Source organism: Xanthomonas sp. JAI131, assembly GCF_013410075.1.
Lineage (GTDB): Bacteria > Pseudomonadota > Gammaproteobacteria > Xanthomonadales > Xanthomonadaceae > Xanthomonas_A > Xanthomonas_A bonasiae.
In genome coordinates this window covers 151,182-168,803 of sequence record NZ_JACCCN010000004.1, presented here as the reverse complement: position 1 = coordinate 168,803, position 17,622 = coordinate 151,182, and the positions used below count along the sequence as shown (strand labels likewise).

Below are 17,622 nucleotides of genomic sequence, written 5' to 3'. Positions count from 1 at the left end.
CCCGCCATGAGCACCTACCACCTGCAGTCCGTGTTCCGCCCCGCTTCGGTCGCCATCGTCGGCGGCAGTCCGCGCGAGCGCTCGGCCGGGCGCGCGGTGGTGCGCAACCTGCGCGCCGCCGGCTTTCCCGGGCAGATCGGCTGGGTCAGCCCGCGCTACCGCGAGATCGACGGCGTGCCCACCGTGCGCCGGCTCACCGATCTGGCGTGGGTGCCGGACCTGGTGGTCATCACCGCGCCGGCGCGGATCGTGCCGCGCATCGTCGCGATCGCCGCGCGGCGCGGCGTCGCCGCGGCGATCATCCTCACCGCCGGCCTGGGCGAAGGTCCGGGCTCGGCCGCGGCGCGGGTCGAGGCGGCGGCGCGCGCCAAGGGCCTGCGCATCCTGGGTCCGCACTGCCTGGGCGTGATCGCCCCGCACGCCAAGCTCAACGCCAGCATCGCCGCGCATTGCCCGCAGCCCGGCGACCTGGCGCTGATCTCCGAATCCAGCGCCATCGCCGCCGCCCTGGTGGAGTGGGGCGTGGCGCGCTCGGTCGGCTTCTCCGCGGTGGTGTCGCTGGGCGATGCGCTGGACGTGGACTTCGGCGACCTGCTCGACTACTTCGCCACCGATTACCGCACCCGCGCCATCCTGCTGTACGTCGAACACATCCACGACGCACGCAAGTTCATGTCCGCCGCGCGCGCCGCGGCGCGCGCCAAACCCGTGGTGGTGGTGAAATCCGGGCGCCTGCTGCGCATCGACCCCAATGCCGACACCCATGTGCAGGCGCTGGCCAGTTCCGACGCGGTCTACGGTGCGGCCTTCGCCCGCGCCGGCCTGCTGCGCGTGCGCGCGCTGGACGAACTGTTCGCCGCGGCCGAGACCCTGGGCCGGCTCAGCACCTTCCCCGGCCGCCGCCTGGCGATCCTCAGCAACGGCGGCGGGGTCGGCCGCCTGGCGGTGGACAAGTTGGCCGACCTCGGCGGCACCCTGGCCGCGCTGTCGCCGCAGACCCTGCAACGCCTGGAGCAGGCGCTGCCGCAGGAGTGGTCGCACGCCAACCCGGTGGACATCGTGGTCGACGCCGACGGCGAGCGCTATGCCGCCGCCGCCGAAGCGCTGCTGGCCGATCCGGAGAACGACGCGGTGCTGGTGGTCAACGTGCCGACCGCGTTCACCTCCTCGGCCGACGCGGCGCAGGCGCTGACCCGCACCCTCGGCCTGCGCCCGCGCCACCACCGCGACAAGCCGGTGTTCGCGGTGTGGCTGGGCAACGACGAAAGCGCCACCGCCGCGCTCAACGCCGCGCACATCCCCACCTACGCCACCGAGGCCGACGCGGTGCGCGGCTTCATGCACCTGGTGCGCTACCGCGAAGCGCAGGCGGCGCTGATGGAGACCCCGCCCAGCCTGCCCGAGGATTTCGTGTTCGATGCGGCCACCGCGCGCGGCATCGTCGACGCCGCGCTGGCCGCCGGCCAGACCTGGCTGGATCCGCTGGCCACCACCCGCCTGCTCGCCGCCTACGGCATTCCCACCGCGCCGGTGGTGCACGCCGCCAGCGCCGCCGACGCCGCGCTGGCGGCGGCGCCGATGCTGGCGCAGGGCCTGGCGGTCGCGGTGAAGATCCATTCGGCCGACATCCCGCACAAGTCCGACGTGGACGGCGTGCGCCTGAACCTGGTCAGCGCGCAGGCGGTGCAGGACGCCGCCGAAGGCATCCTCGCCCGCGCGCGCGCCGCGCGTCCGGACGCGCGCATCGACGGCGTGCTGGTGCAGCCCACGCTGCTGCGGCCGAAGGCGCGCGAACTGATCGCCGGCATCGCCGACGACCCCACCTTCGGCCCGGTGATCGTGTTCGGTCGCGGCGGCACCGCGGTGGAAGTGATCGACGACAAGGCGCTGGCGCTGCCGCCGCTGGACCTGCGCCTGGCCCACGAACTGATCGGTCGCACCCGCGTCAGCCGCATCCTCAAGGCCTACCGCGACGTCCCCGCGGCCGACGAGCGTGCGGTGGCGATGGTGCTGGTCAAGCTGGCGCAACTGGCGGCCGACCTGCCGGAAATCCGCGAGCTGGACATCAATCCGTTGCTGGCCGACCGCGACGGCGTGATCGCGGTCGACGCACGCGTGGCGGTGGCGCCGTCGCGGCGCCTGCACAAGGGCCGCGGCCATCCGCGTTTCGCGATCTTCCCGTATCCGAAGGAATGGGAGCGGCGCATCGTGCTCAACGACGGCGCCGCCGCGTTCGTGCGCCCGGTGCGCCCGGAAGACGATGCGCTGTTCCGCAGCTTCTTCGCCCGCGTCACCGACGAGGACCTGCGCCTGCGCTTCTTCCAGGCGGTGAAGCACTTCAGCCACGAATTCATCGCCCGCCTGACCCAGCTCGACTACGCCCGTTCGATCGCCCTGGTGGCGATCGAACCCAAGACCGGCGACATGCTCGGCGCGGTGCGCCTGCACGCCGACGCCGACTACGACCGCGGCGAATACGGCATCCTGATCCGCTCCGACCTCAAGGGCCACGGCATCGGCTGGCAACTGATGCGGATCATGATCGAATACGCCGGCTGGCTCGGCCTCAACGTCGTCGAAGGCCAGGTCCTGCGCGAGAACCGCACCATGCTGGCGATGTGCGAACACCTGGGTTTCAAGGCCACGCCGGACCCGGAAGATGCGACGCTGATGGATGTGGTGTTGCCGGTGGGGAAGGGGTGAGGGGGAGTGCCTGCATCGCTGGCAGAAGGAGTCCGATGCCGCGTCGATCGGCGCCATGGCTGCGTGTTAGGGGCAGGGGGGGCGCCCAGGACATCCGCAAAGCATCGCGGACGTCGCCTGCCCCGGCGTTTGAAGCTGGGCCACGATGCGCGATACTGGCAATGCCGCCGCTGCAATGCGGCCCAGGGGTCGCTCGCAGGCAGATGGGAATCGCTGACTCTTCGGTCGTTTCGTTCCGGATCTTCGGAGATGACCTCGTGCCCGCCGAGGTGACCGCACTCCTGCAGTGCGAGCCGACCCGTGCATTCGCAAAAGGCGATGTGCGTATCGGCAAGAAGACCGGAAACCGGTATGTGGAAAAGACCGGGCGTTGGAGCGTGTCTGCTGCCGATCGGCACCCCGAAGACATCTCTGCCCAAATTGCCGAAATCCTCGGCAAGTTGAGCGCCGATCCGACGGTCTGGGATCTGCTCGCATCACGGTTCACGCTCGATATCTTCTGCGGCGTCTTCATGGGGTCGTCGAATGATGGGCTCGAATTCAGTCCGAGCGTGCTCGGGGAGCTCTCCAAACGTGGCATCTCGCTGTGCTTGGACATCTATGACAAGTCCGAAGACTGATATGGCTTGCATGAGCGCCTGCACGCCAGCGCCGCCTAGTGGCGCAACGCGATAGTGGATTGCGATGGAGACCGCAGAAAAATTCTTTCCCCACTATTTGATTGCTCATGCGTGCTTCGAATGCCGCAAGAGTTTCAAGATCGCTCCGCGGCCGGGCTATTCTGCGGTGTGCCCGAATTGCGCCGGCGAGATCCATGAGATGGGACGCTCGTTCAAGGCGCCACGCGCCAAGGACACAGAGCAGTGGGCGAAGGTCCAGGCGCTCTACGAGGCTGGCTTCCGCTTCTCCAGCTACCGCAGCACGTCTGGACCAGCGCTGCCCGACAGGCTCGCGCAAGTGCCGGCATTCCTCAGAGACAATCCGGCACATCCATTGCGTGTGGCAGCGCCGCGCAACGCGCGTTAGGCGCCCTGATGCGCCGTAAAGTGCCGCAAGACATCGCAAACGAACTCTGCCAGATGATGGCTGGTTGGCGCATGGAAAAGACGGTCATGCATAGCGCCGGTCACAGTCCGACGCTGTGGATAGCGGGTGAGTTGAACGCATGGTTGGAGCACAGGCTGAGCGCCGAGACGATCGACCGTAACCAACTGATGCACGCCAAGCTCGAACTCCGGTATGAGACGAGCCGCATAAGAACGGATCGAAGAAGCTCGTCTCGTTCGACTTCGCGTGTCGTTCGTCGCCCCCAACCGACGAAGTGGAGTACGGCGGAAGCGTCGTCGAACGCCACGCCTGCCATCAGCGCGTTGCGTCTGCTCCATCTTCCAGGCGAGCGATTGACGGCGCCGCTTAGCGGGTATCCATCCAGCGCAGCTGCATGCTGCTGCGCAGCAACTCGGGTGCGATTTTCCCTGCCATGCCACGGTTGAAGGGCGTGCACTGCATTTGTGTTGCGAACTGAACGATTCCCTGCCTATCGTCCTGCCTGGTGCGGGTCGCTGCAGGGGAGCGCGCCAGTACCGCTCCAACGAGACCCGAAGACGGCATTGCCGCTGGATGTCGCTGGTTCTTTCACTCCATTCGCCACTCGAATCGCATCCCATGACCGAATCGAATTCCTCCTTCCTCCTCTCGCGCCGCGACTTCTTGGTCGGCGCGGGGAGCGCGGCGATCTTCGCCTCGCCGCTGCGCGCCATGGTCATTTTTGATAGCGCTAACAATGCGTTCCGGCTCGCGGGCGACGGGGGCGTCGCGCCGATCCAGGTGGACGCGCAAGATTTCCCTGGCGTGGCCAGGGCGGCGCGCGATCTCGCCGAGGACATCGGCCGCGTGTTCGGAATGCCGGCCGCGCTCGTGAACGAAAAGAGCCGGCTCGATCGCCCGGCCGTACTGATCGGCACGCTCGGCAAAAGTGCGGTCGTCGATGCGCTAGTCGCCGACGGCAAGCTCGATGTCGCGCCCATCCTCGGGCAGTGGGAGTCCTACACGCTGCAGACCGTGGCCGATCCGATGCCTGGCGTGGCCGAAGCGCTGGTGATCGCCGGCAGCGACAAGCGCGGCACCATCTACGGCATCTATGCGCTGTCCGAACAGATCGGCGTGTCGCCCTGGTACTGGTGGGCGGACGTGCCGGTTCGGCGCCGGCCGGCGATCTCGATCCGGCGCGGCACGCATTTCGAAGGGCCGCCGGCGGTGAAGTACCGCGGCGTGTTCCTCAACGACGAGCAGCCGTGTCTGGGCAAGTGGACCACCGAGAAGTTCGGCGGGATGAATTCCAAGTTCTACGCACGCCTGTTCGAGGTGCTGCTGCGCTTGCGCGCGAACTATCTTTGGCCGGCGATGTGGGACAACGCGTTCGCGCAGGACGATGCGGACAACGCCCGGCTCGCCGACGAATACGGCATCGTCATGGGCACCTCGCACCACGAGCCGATGATGCGCGCGCACAAGGAGTGGACCGACCACCGCACCCAGTACGGCAACGGCGAATGGAACTACGCCACCAACAAGGAGGCGCTGCAGACCTTCTTCCGCGAAGGCATCGCACGCAACCGCTCGCACGAGGTGCTGGTGACGGTGGGCATGCGCGGCGACGGCGATGTGGCCATGGCCAGCGCCGGCGATCTGCAGGCCGATCTGCGCCTGCTCGAAACCATCATCGCCGATCAGCGCAAGATTCTCGCCGCGGAACTAGGTGCCGATGCGAGCCAGGTCCCGCAGCTGTGGGCGCTGTTCACCGAGGTGCAGAAATTCTACGACGCCGGCCTGAAGGTGCCGGACGACGTGACCTTGCTGTTTACCGACGACAACGTCGGCAATCTGCGGCGGCTGCCGAAACCCGACGAGCGCCAGCGCGCCGGCGGCTCCGGCATCTACTACCACATGGACATGAACGGCGGGCCGTTCTCGTACAAGTGGCTCAACAGCAATCCGCTGCCGAAGATCTGGGAGCAGATGACCCTGGCGCACCGCTATGGCGCCAACCGGATCTGGATCGCCAACGTCGGCGATTTCAAGCCGTTGGAGATCCCGATCGAGTTCTTCCTGCGGATGGCCTGGAATCCGGACGCGATCACCAAGGACGATGTCGCCGGCTGGACGCAGCGCTGGGCGAGCAGGGAATTCGGCGCCGAGCACGCCGTGCAGATCGCGGACATCGTCGCCAAATACGCCAAGTACAACGCCTGGCGCAAGCCGGAACTGGTGAAGCCGGAGACCTTCAGCCTGCTGCACTACCGCGAGGCCGAGCGCGTGCTGGACGCCTGGGCCACGCTGGTGGCGCAGGCCAAAAGGATCCAGTCGCGGTTGCCGGCGGATGCGCACGACGCGTATTACCAGTTGGTGCTGCATCCGGTGAAGGCCTGCGCGACGGCGACGGAATTGAACATCGCCGCGGCGCGCAATGCGTTCTACGCGCAACAGGGCCGGACGAGCGCGAACGCCGAGGCCGACTACGTGCGGGAGTTGTTCCAGCGCGACCGCGAACTGACCGAGTACTACAACACGCGCCTGGCGGGCGGCAAGTGGAACCACCTGATGGACCAGGTGCATCTGGGCTACTTCGACTGGTATTCGCCCCCGGCGAACATCATGCCTGCCGTGACGACGCTGCGGATCGAAGACACCGCCGATTATGCGGTGGCAGTCGAAGGCGCGGTGCCGGGCTGGCCGGGCTACTGGCTCGACCCGGAGCTGCCGACGTTCGACAGCCTGTGCCGGCAGCGGCACTACGTCGACGTGTTTCCGCGCGGCGCGCGCCCGATCGCGTTCGAGGTGGCCGCGGCCGAGCCGTGGATCGTGATCGCCGAGGGCAAGCCGTTCGGCGTAGGACGCCACGATCGGCGCTTCTGGGTCGAGATCGATTGGGACAAGGCCGGCGTCGGCGAGCAGGCCGGGACCATCGTCGTGACCGGCGCGCAAAAGACGCAGACGATTCACGTCAAGGCGATCAAGGCCTCCGCGGCGCAGCGGCGCGAAGCGCGCGGCGCATTCGGCGGTTTGCGAGGGCCGATCGCGATCGCCGCCGACGCGTTCGAACGCAACGTCGATGTCGGCGGCGTGCGCTGGGAGCGCATCCCCGACTACGGCCGCGCACGCGCCGCCATGTCGGTCTTTCCCGTCACCGCGGCCTCGTTCTCCGACCCGCGCACTGCGCCGCGCCTGGAGTATCCGGTCTATCTGGCCAAGGCCGGCCGTTACGACATCGATCTGATCACCAACCCGACGCTCAACGTGAACACGGCGCACCAGCTGAGCGTGGCCGTGGCCTTCGACGATCAGCCACCGCAGGTCATCAGCGTGTTCACGCCGGAGCAGCGCGTGTCGCAGAATTTTCTGGGCGAGGCGTTCTACGAGAATGCCAGGAACAATGCGCGCACCCTGACCGCCTCGCAGTCCGTGTCCACTGCGGGGCGGCATGTGCTGAAGATCATGATGGTCGATCCGACCATGGTCGTGCAGAAGATCGTGATCCGCAACGCGCCGTTGCCGAACTCCTACTTCGGCCCGCCGGAGGTCCCGGCGCATCCAGGTTGAGCCGCTGACCTTTGCGCGCCTGGACCATCGGGCCAGCGCAGTGCGGCTCGGCTTTCCGATCGCCGCACGTCGGGCAGGGCGACACGCCCTGCCCGACGTGCGGACGGATCGCGTCGGGACTTATTCCAGCTCCTGGTTGTCGACGCCGCGCTCGACCGGATAGACCGTCGCTGGCGGGGTGGTGGAGCGCATCAGTTTCAGCGGCAGCGCGCTCTGCTGGCAGAGGTTGCCGCCGCTGACGAACACGCCGTCCTGGGTGCACTTCCAGTCGTAGAAGTTGGCGATGCCGCCGGCCAGCTGCAGGCTGAAGTCGGTGCTCTGGGCCGCCGCGTCGAACGGCGTGCCGGCCGCGTTGTTCTGGAACCAGCGCATCCATTCCTTGGAACCGACCGGCGGGATCTTGCTGGCCGCCTGGAAGGTCGGGTTCATCGGCGAGAGTTGCGGCGACTCGGCGGTCATGTGGCAGCTCAGGCAGGAACTGATGGGATTGTCGACCGGGCCGTTGAGGCGGCCGTTCCAGCCCAGGTGGGTCGCCGGCAGTTCGGGCCGGGCGTTGATCGCCGACTGCAGGATGCCGGGATTGATCCGGGTCTGGGTCGGCTGCTTGTTGGTGTAGTCGTTGCCGGTATTCTGCGGGTCGTTGCCCCACATCACCCCGACCGGGACCAGGTTCTGCCAGCCAGGCTTGCCGCTGACCGCGCCGTTGTACTGGAACGTGCCGAAGATCCAGCCGGTGCCGGGAATGCGCCGGTCGCGCACGGCGAAGTCCATCTGGATCAGGGCCACTTGCTTGAGCGTTCTGTCCGCCGAACTGAAACTGTTGGTGACGTACGCCGTCCACAGCACCGGGTTCTGCAGGAACGGCACCTGACTCCTGTCCACGTCGGCGAACAGCGCCTTGCACACCACGGTGCCGTCGCGGAAGCTGTTCGGCTTGGAGGTGAAACTGGGATCGGGATTCTGCGGATCCTTCCACACCTGGCCGAAGGTATAGGCGCCGATGTCGTTGTAGATGCCCACCGCGAAGGTCTGCCCGGTGGTGAGCTGGGTCGGCGCCAGCTGCTTCACCTGGATCTGCGCTTCCTTGGTGAGGCCGTGCACGCCTTCGCGGCCGAGCGGCCCGTAGTGCTGCCACGGTGCGTGGTACCAACGCCGGACCTTGTTGTTCTGCACGTACCAGTCGCTTTCCACGTTGCCTTCCAGGCAATAGGTCTTCACCGCGTCCACGTAGCCGCGCCAGGTCTCGAAGTTGTTGCTCAGCGGCTTGGGCAACTTCTGGAAGAACGCCGGCGGCGGCCCGCTGGGCGCTTGCTGCGGAAAGTCCTGGCTGAGCTGGAACAGCGGGCCCTTGTAGGTCTGTGGCGGCGCGTAGCCGAAGTCGGGAAACTTGCCGGCGGTCGCGGTGCCGCTGGCGAGCGCCAGCGCGGCTGCAGCGGCGATGATGCGCAGATGAGGCAGGTGCATGGTGTACTCCCTGTTGTGTGCGTCGGTCCCACGCGGACGTGGCCTGCGTGCTGGGTGTGTCCGGACTCTCCCCGGCCCCGGACCGGCCACACGACCATGCCGACGGCACGGTCGAGAATGCAGAGGCCCGTTGCGCGAGGACGGACCTTGCGCCGGGCGCGCCGGCCCGGGGTGCGGGCATGCACGCCCGCAACCGCGGCGACGGCTGTGTCGAAACAGAGTGGTTCGGGCAGCCGCACACCGGCGCGGCACGTGCGCGCCTGGCCGCGGCGGTGGACAGCGCCCTGCGACGCTGCGCTTACGGGATCGAAGAAGAAATATCCATGTCGCTCTCCTGACCGGCGGGTGAAGGCAACTGCTGTGTGATCGTCCCAGGTGCGTCGAGCGCAGGGGGAACGCGCCAGCGTGGCAGGCAGCATCGGGGGACGAATGCTGCGGGGCGGGCGGTGACGCTGCCGCGCGGGTGCCAGGTGACACGTCAGATGCTGCGTGCGCGGCTATCGCGCGATCCGCAGCGTTGCTCGACGCGTTCGACTCTAGCCGATCGCCCCGGCACAAGTAGTAGACAGTTGTGCTGCCGCGCAGGCGCTGGGATGCGTACCGCAACCCGGGTCGGGAGTGCGCTCGGGCATGGCTGCACGCCGGGAAGTCGTTCGTCGGCCTCGCCAGCGCGGCTCGGTCTCGTTGGTACTAGCCGTTGCACCGGGAAGAAACGGCAGAACGGTTTGCCGGCATCGAAGCGCACGCATCCGGGGCGGCGAACTGCCAGTTCAGTGTGGATGCGAACGCGCTTTGGCAGTGCCCAGCCAGCTGGCATGCATCGGTCGCGGTCCCAGCCAGCGGCGGTCGCACTACCCTGGCAGAATCGGCCTGCGCCATCGTCGGCGCTGCGCGGAGGGGGACGCCGCATGTCTGCTGCCGAGCAGCCGCCAATATGCGTGCCGGGACTCAGCAGGGAAGTGCTGGGGGTGTTCCTGCGCCTGGGGCTGACCAGTTTCGGCGGCCCGCTCGCGCACCTGGGCTATTTTCGCGAGGAATTCGTGCGCCGTCGCGGCTGGCTGGACGAATCGGGCTTCGCGCAGTTGCTGTCGCTGTGCCAGGTGCTGCCCGGCCCGACCAGCAGCCAGCTCGGCGTCGCGATCGGCTGGCAGCGCGCGGGCTGGCGCGGGGCGTTGGCGGCGTTCGTGGGCTTCACCCTGCCGTCGGCGCTGCTGATGTTCGCGGTGGCGCTGTCTGCGCCGCGATGGCTGCTGCATCCGCTCGGCGCGGACGTGCTGCACGGGCTCAAGCTGGTCGCGGTGGTGGTGGTCGCGCATGGCGTGTACGCGATGGCGCGCACGCTGACGCCGGACCTGCTGCGGATGCTGCTGGCGGTGGCGGCCGCGGCCCTGGTGCTTGCGCTCGACCGCGCCTGGGGCCAGCCGCTGGTGATCGGACTGGGGGCGCTGGCCGGGATCGCCTGGTGCCGGCCGCCGTCGATGCCGATGGCGGCGGCCGCGACGCGGCGCTGGCGCCGCGATGTGGGGGTGTGCTGTGCGCTGGCGTTCGGCGGCTTGCTGCTGGCGGCGCTGTGGGTCTCTTCACGCCATGCCGCGATGCCGACGCCGGCGCCGCTCGCCGCGGCGTTCTACCGCGCCGGGGCGCTGGTGTTCGGCGGCGGCCACGTGGTGCTGCCGTTGCTGCAGCGCGAACTGGTTGCCAGCGGGTGGATGTCCGCGGACACCTTCCTCGCCGGCTACGGCGCGGCACAGGCGATGCCGGGTCCGATGTTCGCGCTGGCCGCCTATCTGGGGGCCAGCGCCGGGAGCGGCATCGTCCCGGGGGCAGCGGCGATGCTGGCGCTGGCGGCGTTGTTCGCGCCGGGCCTGCTGGCCCTGGGCGCGGCGTTGCCGCTGTGGCAGGCGCTGGCCGGGCGTGGATCGGTGGCGCGGGCACTGGCCGGAATCAACGCCGTGGTCGTCGGTGTGCTGGCCGCGGCGCTGTACGACCCGCTATGGCGCGACGGCATCCGCAGCCCGCCGGATCTGCTGGTGGTGGCACTGGGGCTGGTGTTGATGGCACGCCTGCAGCGCCCGGCGCTGTGGGTCGTGGCATGGTGTGCGGCGGCGACGCTCGGCCTCGGCGCGTTGGGGCGCTAGGCGCCGTTGGCGATGGCCGCAACCGGGCATCGCCCACGTTATTGTCGGCGGTAGACAGGAATACGGGTTCGCTTCGAGGTGGTCCCATGCGCACGCACGGAACGTTGATCAAGTGGGACGATGAGCGGGGGTTTGGCTTCGTGCGCTCGGCGCATGGCGATGCCGAGATATTCGTGCACATCGCGGCGTTCCCGCGCGACGGCGTGCGTCCGCGGCTTGGCGAGCTGATTTCGTTCGACCTGGAACAGGACGCGGAAGGACGGCCGCGCGCGGTGCGGGTGATGCGCCCCGGACGCGCGCCGACCACGCCGGCGCGCCGCGCCGCGGCTGACGCCCATTCCGCCAGCGCGTTCGGCCGCGTGCTGGCCGTGCTGCTGGTGATCGGCATTGGCGCCTATGCGTACTCGCTGCTCGCACCGCGCTTCGCTGCCACGCCGGCACCGGGCACAGGCGTGGCACCAGCCACACCCGCTGCGCCCGGCGTTCCCGCCGCCGCGTCATCCGGGCAGCGCTTCCAGTGCGATGGACGCACCCACTGCGCGCAGATGACCTCGTGCGAGGAGGCGACCTATTTCCTGCGCAATTGTCCCGGCGTGCAGATGGACGGCAACCACGACGGCGTGCCATGCGAGCGGCAGTGGTGTCGCTAGCGTGAAACGGATGCGGCCTGTGCTGAGGCGCGCGTCTGCGGACAGCAGCGTTGACGCATACGCTTGCGCGCCCACACACTCGCCGCGGCCACTGCGGCGCCCGCGCCACGACTAGGAAGATGGAATGAGTTACGACCTGGCGGTATTCGACATGGATGCGGCACCGCGAGAGCGCGAGCAGTTCCTGGCCTGGTACGACACCCAGACCGAATGGAGCGAGGAGCACGGCTACGACGATCCGGCAGTGAGTTCGGCGCCGCTGCGCGCATGGTACCTGGACATGGTCGCTGCGTTTCCGCCGATGAACGGCCCGCTGGCCGCGGACGACGTCGACAAGGAACCTGGACGTGCCACCGACTACAGCGTCGGCCGTTCGCTCATCTATGCGGCATTCGCCTGGTCGCAGGCGCAGGACGCGTACGCCACCGTGTTCGGCCTGGCCGCCAAGCATGGCGTGGGCTTCTTCGATGCCAGTTCCGAGTTGGGCGAAGTCTGGTGGCCGGATGGCCAGGGCGCGCTCATGCTTGCCCATGCGGAGTAGCCGCTTCGTTGCGACCGTTCAACACCCGTTGCAGGGTGCGTTCTTCCCGCTGGACACTTCTGGCCGGCGTTGCGCCCTTCTTTTTTTGCCGGTCCAGGCTGCGCATCCAGGCGCGGCCTCTGCACGGATCGCCGCGTCGCTGGAGGTTTCCGGAGAGCCGCTTGGTGCGCGGCGTCATTCCGGTGCTGGCTGGACCGGCTGTGGATCCTCGTGCTGCGCACGGGTGAACGGCGCCAGCCGCAACTTGACCCGATGCTCGACGCCCGCCGAGCACTGCCCCGGCGCCGGTCCGCGGAAATAGCTGCGCTGCCAGCCTGCGCGTTTGGCCTCTGGATCGTCTTGCTCCAGGTCGTGCAGGAACTGGCCGCGGCTGCGCATCCAGGCCTGATAGTCGCGCTCCAGTTCCGGGGTCTGCGACAGCGGTTGCCAGCGCGGCTCGGTCTCGGCCAGCACGCGCCGCTGCACCGGGAAGAAGTGGCAGAACGGTTCGCCGGCGTCGAAGCGCACGCGTCCGGGGCGGGTGAACTGCCAGTTCATGGTGAAGGTGTAGGGACTCCAGTCGGTCTCGATCAGCCCGGTCAGCCCGGCGATGCCGTCCTTGGGCCGGTTGACCGGCGCGGTCACGTACAGGTCCATGCCCGGCTCGGTGCGGAACAGGCAGGGCACGTGGAAGGTGAGCACGCCGTAGCCGAAATGGCTGACCGCCGGTGCGTGGCTGCCGGCGTCGGCGTGGAGGCGGATGGCGTCGAGCGCGTTGCCGCCGTTCCATTCGGCCTCGAACCCGCTCTGGCACAGCAGTTCCCAGCCGTGCGCGTTGGCGATGTCCAGCGGCAGGCAGCGGTAGGCGTAGCGCTGGTCGGTGCGGTCCATCCACGGCCGCTCGCGCGGCGCCGGGCGCACGTCGAGGGTGTGGCCGTCGAGAACGTGGGCGGTGAGCTTCATGGCGGCGGACTTGGCTGGGGACGTGCGCCGAGTGTGACGCGTCGGCGCCGGCATGGCGACCGTGCGCGGCTGCCGAGGTGTGCTCGCTGCGGCCGGTCGCGCACGATCGCAACCGAGCGCGATCGTGCGCGCTCGATGGTGCGCCGCAATTGGTGGCGAATTTTGCGAGGCGCGCGCGATGCCCGGCGCGCGGGCCGTGCTCAGTCCGCCTCGAACTCCAGCAGCGCCACGCCGTCGCCGACCAGCTCGCCTTCGCGCACGCGATAGCCGTGCACCACGCCATCGGCGGGGGCCTGCAGGGTGTGCTCCATCTTCATCGCCTCCAGCACCAGCAGCGGCGTGCCGCGGGCCACGCGGGTGCCGGGCGCGACCAGCAGCGCGACGACGCGGCCGGGCATCGGCGCGGTCAGCCCGCCGGCATCGGCGATCGGCTGGTCGGCCTCGGCGACCGGGTCGTGCAGGTCGAACAGGTGCGCCTGGCCAGCGACGAACAGATGCAGGCGGCTACCGGCGAACACCGCGTCGGCGCGCACGCGCTGCCCATCGAGCTGCGCCTGCAGGCGTTGCTCCTGCAGGCTGCCGGCAGCGAGGAGCACGGTATCGGTGGCGCTGTCGTGGATGCGCCAACCGGCGTCGGTCGCCGCCGCGCGCAGCGTGCGGCGCGTCTCGCCCTGCTGCAGGATCAGGTTGCGCGGCGCGGGTTCGCCCAGGCGCCAGCCGTCGCGCAGGTCCCAGGGCGAATGCGGGTCGCCCGGCTGCGCGGCGTCGGCGCGCGCGTGCAGCAGCCAGGCCAGCGCGGCCAGGGTCCAGGTCGGCTCGGCGGTGGCCGGCGCGGTGTCGAACAGCGCCGCATGCTCGCGCTCGATCAGTGCGGTATCCAGATCGGCCTGTGCGAACGCCGTGGTGCCGATCAAGCGCTGCAGGAACGCGGCATTGGTGGCTACGCCGACCACCTGGCACGCCGCCAGCGCCGCCTGCATGCGCCGCAGCGCGCGTTCGCGGGTCTCGTCCCAGACGATCAGCTTGGCGATCATCGGGTCGTAGTGCGGGCCGATGACGTCGCCCTGTTCGACGCCGGCATCGACGCGGGTATGTGCGTCGGCCGCCGGCAGGCGCAGATGCTGCAGCGTGCCGGTCGAGGGCAGGAAGCCGCGCGCCGGATCCTCGGCATACAGCCGCGCCTCCAGCGCATGGCCGCGGATCGCCAGTTCGTGCTGGCGCTTGGGCAGCGGCTGGCTGGCGGCCACGCGCAGCTGCCACTCCACCAGGTCGGTGCCGGTGATGCACTCGGTGACCGGATGTTCCACCTGCAGCCGCGTGTTCATTTCCATGAAGTAGAACGCGCCGTCGGGCGCGACGATGAACTCCACCGTGCCGGCGCCGACATAGCCGACCGCGCGCGCGGCCTCCACCGCCGCCTGGCCCATCGCGGCGCGGCGTTCGGCGCGCATGCCCGGTGCTGGCGCTTCCTCCAGCACCTTCTGGTGGCGGCGCTGCACCGAGCAATCGCGTTCGAACAGGTAGACCAGTTCGCCATGCGTGTCGCCGAACACCTGGATCTCGATATGCCGTGGGCGCAGCACGTATTTCTCCACCAGGACATGCGCGTTGCCGAACGCGGCCTGGGCTTCGCGCTGGCAGGCGGCCAGGGCGGCAACGAACTCCTCGCTGCGGTCGACCCGGCGCATGCCCTTGCCGCCGCCGCCGGCGCTGGCCTTGATCAGCACCGGATAGCCGATGGCGTCGGCCTGTTCGCGCAGGAACTCCGGCTCCTGGCGTTCGCCGTGGTAGCCCGGGGTCAGCGGCACGCCGGCGGCGTGCATCAGCGCCTTGGCCGCGCTCTTGTCGCCCATGGCGCGGATCGCCGCCGGCGGCGGCCCGATGAACACGATGCCGCGTGCGGCGCAGGCCTCGGCGAAGTCGGCGTTCTCCGAGAGGAAGCCGTAGCCGGGGTGGATCGCCTGGGCGCCGCTGGCCAGGGCGGCGTCGAGGATGCGTTCGCCGCGCAGGTAGCTGTCGCGCGCGGGCGCGGCGCCGATGTGGATCGCTTCGTCGGCCAGGCGCACGTGGCGGGCGTCGCGGTCGGCATCGGAGTAGACGGCGACGCTGGCGATACCGAGTGTGCGGCAGGTGGCGATCACGCGGCAGGCGATCTCGCCGCGGTTGGCGATCAGGATCTTGTCGAACATCGGCAGGTCGGGCGTGGCCATGGTCAGTTGCCTGGAAAAGGGGTGTCGTGTCTTGCAGTTGCAGTTGCAGTTGCAGTTGCTGTGGCGGTTGCTGTGGCGGTTGCTTTGGCTGTTGCCGTTGCCATTGCTTTTGACTTACCGGGTTCCCTTCCGAAGCGGCGGCCATGCCGGGGAAAAACCCCGAAGGGGCGGCGCACATGGATGTGCGCCGTTCGCGGCAGGGGCAGGATGCCCCTTCCGCGAATCCCCGGTATGGACGCGGACCCGGAGCGCGCAGCGCGGAGGGCGCGAGGCAGGGCGCGCTTTCTTTTGGTTACTTTTCTTTGCGCGAGCAAAGAAAAGTGACTCGCCGCAAGGCGAAAGCTTTTTGCCTTTGCGGTTGCCGTTATCTTGGCTCTGGCATTGGTGTTTTGAAGCTTTGAAGCAAGAGCAAGAGCTTCCGCTGGCGCGGGTCACTTTTCTTTGCTTGTGCAAAGAAAAGTAACCAAAAGAAAGCACACCCCGCAGCGCGCCCTCCGCGCTGCGCGCTCCGGGTCCGCAGCCCCGACGGGCATTTTTCGATGGCACATCCATGTGCCAACGAAAAACGTCGCGCATCCTGCGCGCCGCCCTTCGGGTATTCGCCCGCCGGGGCTGCCGCGCTGAGGGGACCCCGTAGATCAAAAGCAAAGCAAAGGCGACAGCAACAGCAACAGCAGAGGCAACAGCAGCAGCGGAGCTGTCGGCCATGGTCGGTGGGACGACCGCCGACCGCGATGCGTGCAAAGCAGGGTGGTCGCGCCCGCTCACATCCGGAACACCCCGAACCGGGTCGGTTCCGCCGGCGCATTCAACGCCGCCGACAGTCCCAGCCCCAGCACCCGCCGCGTCTGCGCCGGATCGATGATGCCGTCGTCCCACAGCCGCGCACTCGCGTAGTACGGATGGCCCTGGCGTTCGAACTGCTCGCGGATCGGCGTCTTGAACGCCGTCTCGTCCTCCACCGACCAGGCGCCGCCCTTGGCCTCGATGCCGTCGCGGCGCACCGTCGCCAGCACGCTCGCCGCCTGTTCCCCGCCCATCACCCCGATCCGCGCGTTCGGCCACATCCACAGGAAATTCGGCGAATACGCGCGGCCGCACATGCCGTAGTTGCCGGCGCCGAACGAACCGCCGATCACCACCGTGAACTTGGGCACCTTCGCGCAGGCCACCGCCATCACCAGCTTCGCCCCGTCCTTGGCGATGCCGCCGTGTTCGTACTTGCGCCCGACCATGAAGCCGGTGATGTTCTGCAGGAACACCAGCGGGATGCCGCGCTGCGCGCACAGTTCGATGAAGTGCGCGCCCTTCAGCGCCGACTCGGAGAACAGGATGCCGTTGTTGGCGACGATGCCGACCGGATAGCCGTGCAGGTGCGCGAAGCCGGTGACCAGGGTGGTGCCGTAGCGCGCCTTGAATTCGTCCAGGCGCGAACCGTCGACCACGCGCGCGATCACCTCGCGCACGTCGAACGGTTTGCGCGGGTCGGCCGGGATCACCCCGTACAGTTCCTCGGCCGGATACAGCGGCGGCTCCGGCGCGCGCAACGCCAGCGCCGGCTCGGGCTTGCGCCAGTTGAGCTGGGCCACGATCGCGCGCACCCGCGCCAGCGCCTGCAGGTCGTTGTCGGCGAAATGGTCGGCCACCCCGGAGATGCGCGTGTGCACGTCGGCGCCGCCCAGCTCCTCGGCGCTGACCTCCTCGCCGGTGGCCGCCTTCACCAGCGGCGGGCCGCCGAGGAAGATGGTGCCCTGCTCGCGCACGATCACCGTCTCGTCGCTCATCGCCGGCACGTAGGCGCCGCCGGCGGTGCACGAGCCCATCACGCAGGCGATCTGGGCGATGCCCTGCGCCGACAGGTTGGCCTGGTTGTAGAAGATCCGGCCGAAATGGTCGCGGTCGGGGAACACCTCGTCCTGCAGCGGCAGGAACGCGCCGCCGGAATCGACCAGGTAGATGCACGGCAGCCGGTTCTGCTGCGCGATCTCCTGCGCGCGCAGATGCTTCTTCACCGTCATCGGGTAGTAGGTGCCGCCCTTGACCGTGGCGTCGTTGGCGACGATCACGCATTCCACCCCGGACACGCGGCCGATGCCGGCGACCACGCCGGCGCACGGGACCTCGTCGGCGTACAGGCCCAACGCGGCGAGCGGGGCGATTTCCAGGAACGCGCTGCCCGGGTCGAGCAACGCGTCGATGCGCTCGCGCGCCAGCAGCTTGCCGCGCGCCTGGTGCTTGGCGCGCGCCGCGTCGCTGCCGCCCTGGGCGATGCGCGCCTGGGTCTGCTGCAGGTCGTCGACCACCGCGCGCAGCGCCGCGACGTTGGCGGCGAAGGCGTCGCTGCCGGGTTGCAACTGGGTCTGGATCACGCTCAT

General features: G+C 68.9%; 12 protein-coding genes. 8 read left to right on the top strand and 4 right to left on the bottom strand.

Annotation, left to right across the window (positions count from 1 at the left end):
- The first annotated feature begins 6 nt into the window (after nucleotides 1–6).
- The 4 genes from HDC36_RS17355 (at nucleotide 7) to HDC36_RS17340 (ending at nucleotide 7,302) form a co-directional block, all read left to right on the top strand.
- On the top strand, nucleotides 7–2,703 hold the full coding sequence (locus HDC36_RS17355) for a bifunctional acetate--CoA ligase family protein/GNAT family N-acetyltransferase (protein ID WP_179569792.1): 2,697 nt from the start codon (nucleotides 7–9) through the stop codon (nucleotides 2,701–2,703).
- Between the two features lie 161 nt (nucleotides 2,704–2,864).
- Nucleotides 2,865–3,323: a DUF4279 domain-containing protein gene (locus HDC36_RS17350; RefSeq protein WP_255432792.1), complete on the top strand. Its 459-nt coding sequence runs from the start codon at nucleotides 2,865–2,867 to the stop codon at nucleotides 3,321–3,323.
- A 64-nt stretch (nucleotides 3,324–3,387) separates the two neighbouring features.
- Nucleotides 3,388–3,729, top strand: a complete 342-nt coding sequence (locus tag HDC36_RS17345) for a hypothetical protein (RefSeq protein WP_179569790.1) — start codon at nucleotides 3,388–3,390, stop codon at nucleotides 3,727–3,729.
- Nucleotides 3,730–4,368: 639 nt separating this feature from the next.
- Nucleotides 4,369–7,302, top strand: coding sequence for a glycosyl hydrolase 115 family protein (locus tag HDC36_RS17340; protein ID WP_179569788.1), 2,934 nt, complete (start codon nucleotides 4,369–4,371; stop codon nucleotides 7,300–7,302).
- A 120-nt stretch (nucleotides 7,303–7,422) separates the two neighbouring features.
- On the opposite strand, the gene HDC36_RS17335 is transcribed toward HDC36_RS17340, so the two are convergent.
- Nucleotides 7,423–8,766, bottom strand: coding sequence for a hypothetical protein (locus tag HDC36_RS17335; protein WP_179569786.1), 1,344 nt, complete (start codon nucleotides 8,764–8,766; stop codon nucleotides 7,423–7,425).
- A 179-nt stretch (nucleotides 8,767–8,945) separates the two neighbouring features.
- On the opposite strand from HDC36_RS17335, the gene HDC36_RS17330 reads away from it, so the two are divergent.
- The 4 genes from HDC36_RS17330 (at nucleotide 8,946) to HDC36_RS17315 (ending at nucleotide 12,095) form a co-directional block, all read left to right on the top strand.
- The gene (locus HDC36_RS17330) at nucleotides 8,946–9,104 is read left to right on the top strand and encodes a hypothetical protein (RefSeq protein WP_179569784.1); all 159 of its coding nucleotides are present in this window, start codon (nucleotides 8,946–8,948) and stop codon (nucleotides 9,102–9,104) included.
- Nucleotides 9,105–9,674: 570 nt separating this feature from the next.
- Nucleotides 9,675–10,904 carry a chromate efflux transporter gene (chrA, locus tag HDC36_RS17325; RefSeq protein WP_179569782.1) on the top strand — a complete coding sequence of 410 codons (1,230 nt, stop codon included), beginning with the start codon at nucleotides 9,675–9,677 and terminating at the stop codon, nucleotides 10,902–10,904.
- A 41-nt stretch (nucleotides 10,905–10,945) separates the two neighbouring features.
- Nucleotides 10,946–11,554, top strand: coding sequence for an excalibur calcium-binding domain-containing protein (locus HDC36_RS17320; protein ID WP_343204357.1), 609 nt, complete (start codon nucleotides 10,946–10,948; stop codon nucleotides 11,552–11,554).
- A gap of 124 nt (nucleotides 11,555–11,678) precedes the next feature.
- Nucleotides 11,679–12,095 carry a hypothetical protein gene (locus HDC36_RS17315; protein ID WP_179569780.1) on the top strand — a complete coding sequence of 139 codons (417 nt, stop codon included), beginning with the start codon at nucleotides 11,679–11,681 and terminating at the stop codon, nucleotides 12,093–12,095.
- A 174-nt stretch (nucleotides 12,096–12,269) separates the two neighbouring features.
- On the opposite strand, the gene HDC36_RS17310 is transcribed toward HDC36_RS17315, so the two are convergent.
- The 3 genes from HDC36_RS17310 to HDC36_RS17300 all read right to left on the bottom strand — a co-directional run bounded on the left by HDC36_RS17310 (nucleotide 12,270) and on the right by HDC36_RS17300 (nucleotide 17,622).
- Nucleotides 12,270–13,037, bottom strand: a complete 768-nt coding sequence (locus HDC36_RS17310; protein WP_179569778.1) for a DUF6065 family protein — start codon at nucleotides 13,035–13,037, stop codon at nucleotides 12,270–12,272.
- A 200-nt stretch (nucleotides 13,038–13,237) separates the two neighbouring features.
- Entirely contained in the window at nucleotides 13,238–15,247 is a 2,010-nt protein-coding gene (locus HDC36_RS17305; protein WP_179569776.1) for an acetyl/propionyl/methylcrotonyl-CoA carboxylase subunit alpha, read from the bottom strand.
- 764 nt (nucleotides 15,248–16,011) lie between these two features.
- A complete protein-coding gene (locus tag HDC36_RS17300) occupies nucleotides 16,012–17,622 on the bottom strand; it encodes a carboxyl transferase domain-containing protein (protein ID WP_179569774.1) in 1,611 nt (536 codons plus the stop codon).

Excerpts from the sequence above, each read along its gene's own strand:
- HDC36_RS17330 (WP_179569784.1), top strand. The coding sequence starts at position 8,946 with ATGCACGCCCGCAACCGCGGCGACGGCTGTGTCGAAACAGAGTGGTTC.
- HDC36_RS17355 (WP_179569792.1), top strand. The coding sequence starts at position 7 with ATGAGCACCTACCACCTGCAGTCCGTGTTCCGCCCCGCTTCGGTCGCC.
- HDC36_RS17335 (WP_179569786.1), bottom strand. The coding sequence starts at position 8,766 with ATGCACCTGCCTCATCTGCGCATCATCGCCGCTGCAGCCGCGCTGGCG.
- HDC36_RS17340 (WP_179569788.1), top strand. The coding sequence starts at position 4,369 with ATGACCGAATCGAATTCCTCCTTCCTCCTCTCGCGCCGCGACTTCTTG.
- HDC36_RS17310 (WP_179569778.1), bottom strand. The coding sequence starts at position 13,037 with ATGAAGCTCACCGCCCACGTTCTCGACGGCCACACCCTCGACGTGCGC.
- HDC36_RS17300 (WP_179569774.1), bottom strand. The coding sequence starts at position 17,622 with ATGAGCGTGATCCAGACCCAGTTGCAACCCGGCAGCGACGCCTTCGCC.
- HDC36_RS17350 (WP_255432792.1), top strand. The coding sequence starts at position 2,865 with ATGCCGCCGCTGCAATGCGGCCCAGGGGTCGCTCGCAGGCAGATGGGA.
- chrA (WP_179569782.1), top strand. The coding sequence starts at position 9,675 with ATGTCTGCTGCCGAGCAGCCGCCAATATGCGTGCCGGGACTCAGCAGG.
- HDC36_RS17305 (WP_179569776.1), bottom strand. The coding sequence starts at position 15,247 with ATGGCCACGCCCGACCTGCCGATGTTCGACAAGATCCTGATCGCCAAC.
- HDC36_RS17315 (WP_179569780.1), top strand. The coding sequence starts at position 11,679 with ATGAGTTACGACCTGGCGGTATTCGACATGGATGCGGCACCGCGAGAG.
- HDC36_RS17345 (WP_179569790.1), top strand. The coding sequence starts at position 3,388 with ATGGAGACCGCAGAAAAATTCTTTCCCCACTATTTGATTGCTCATGCG.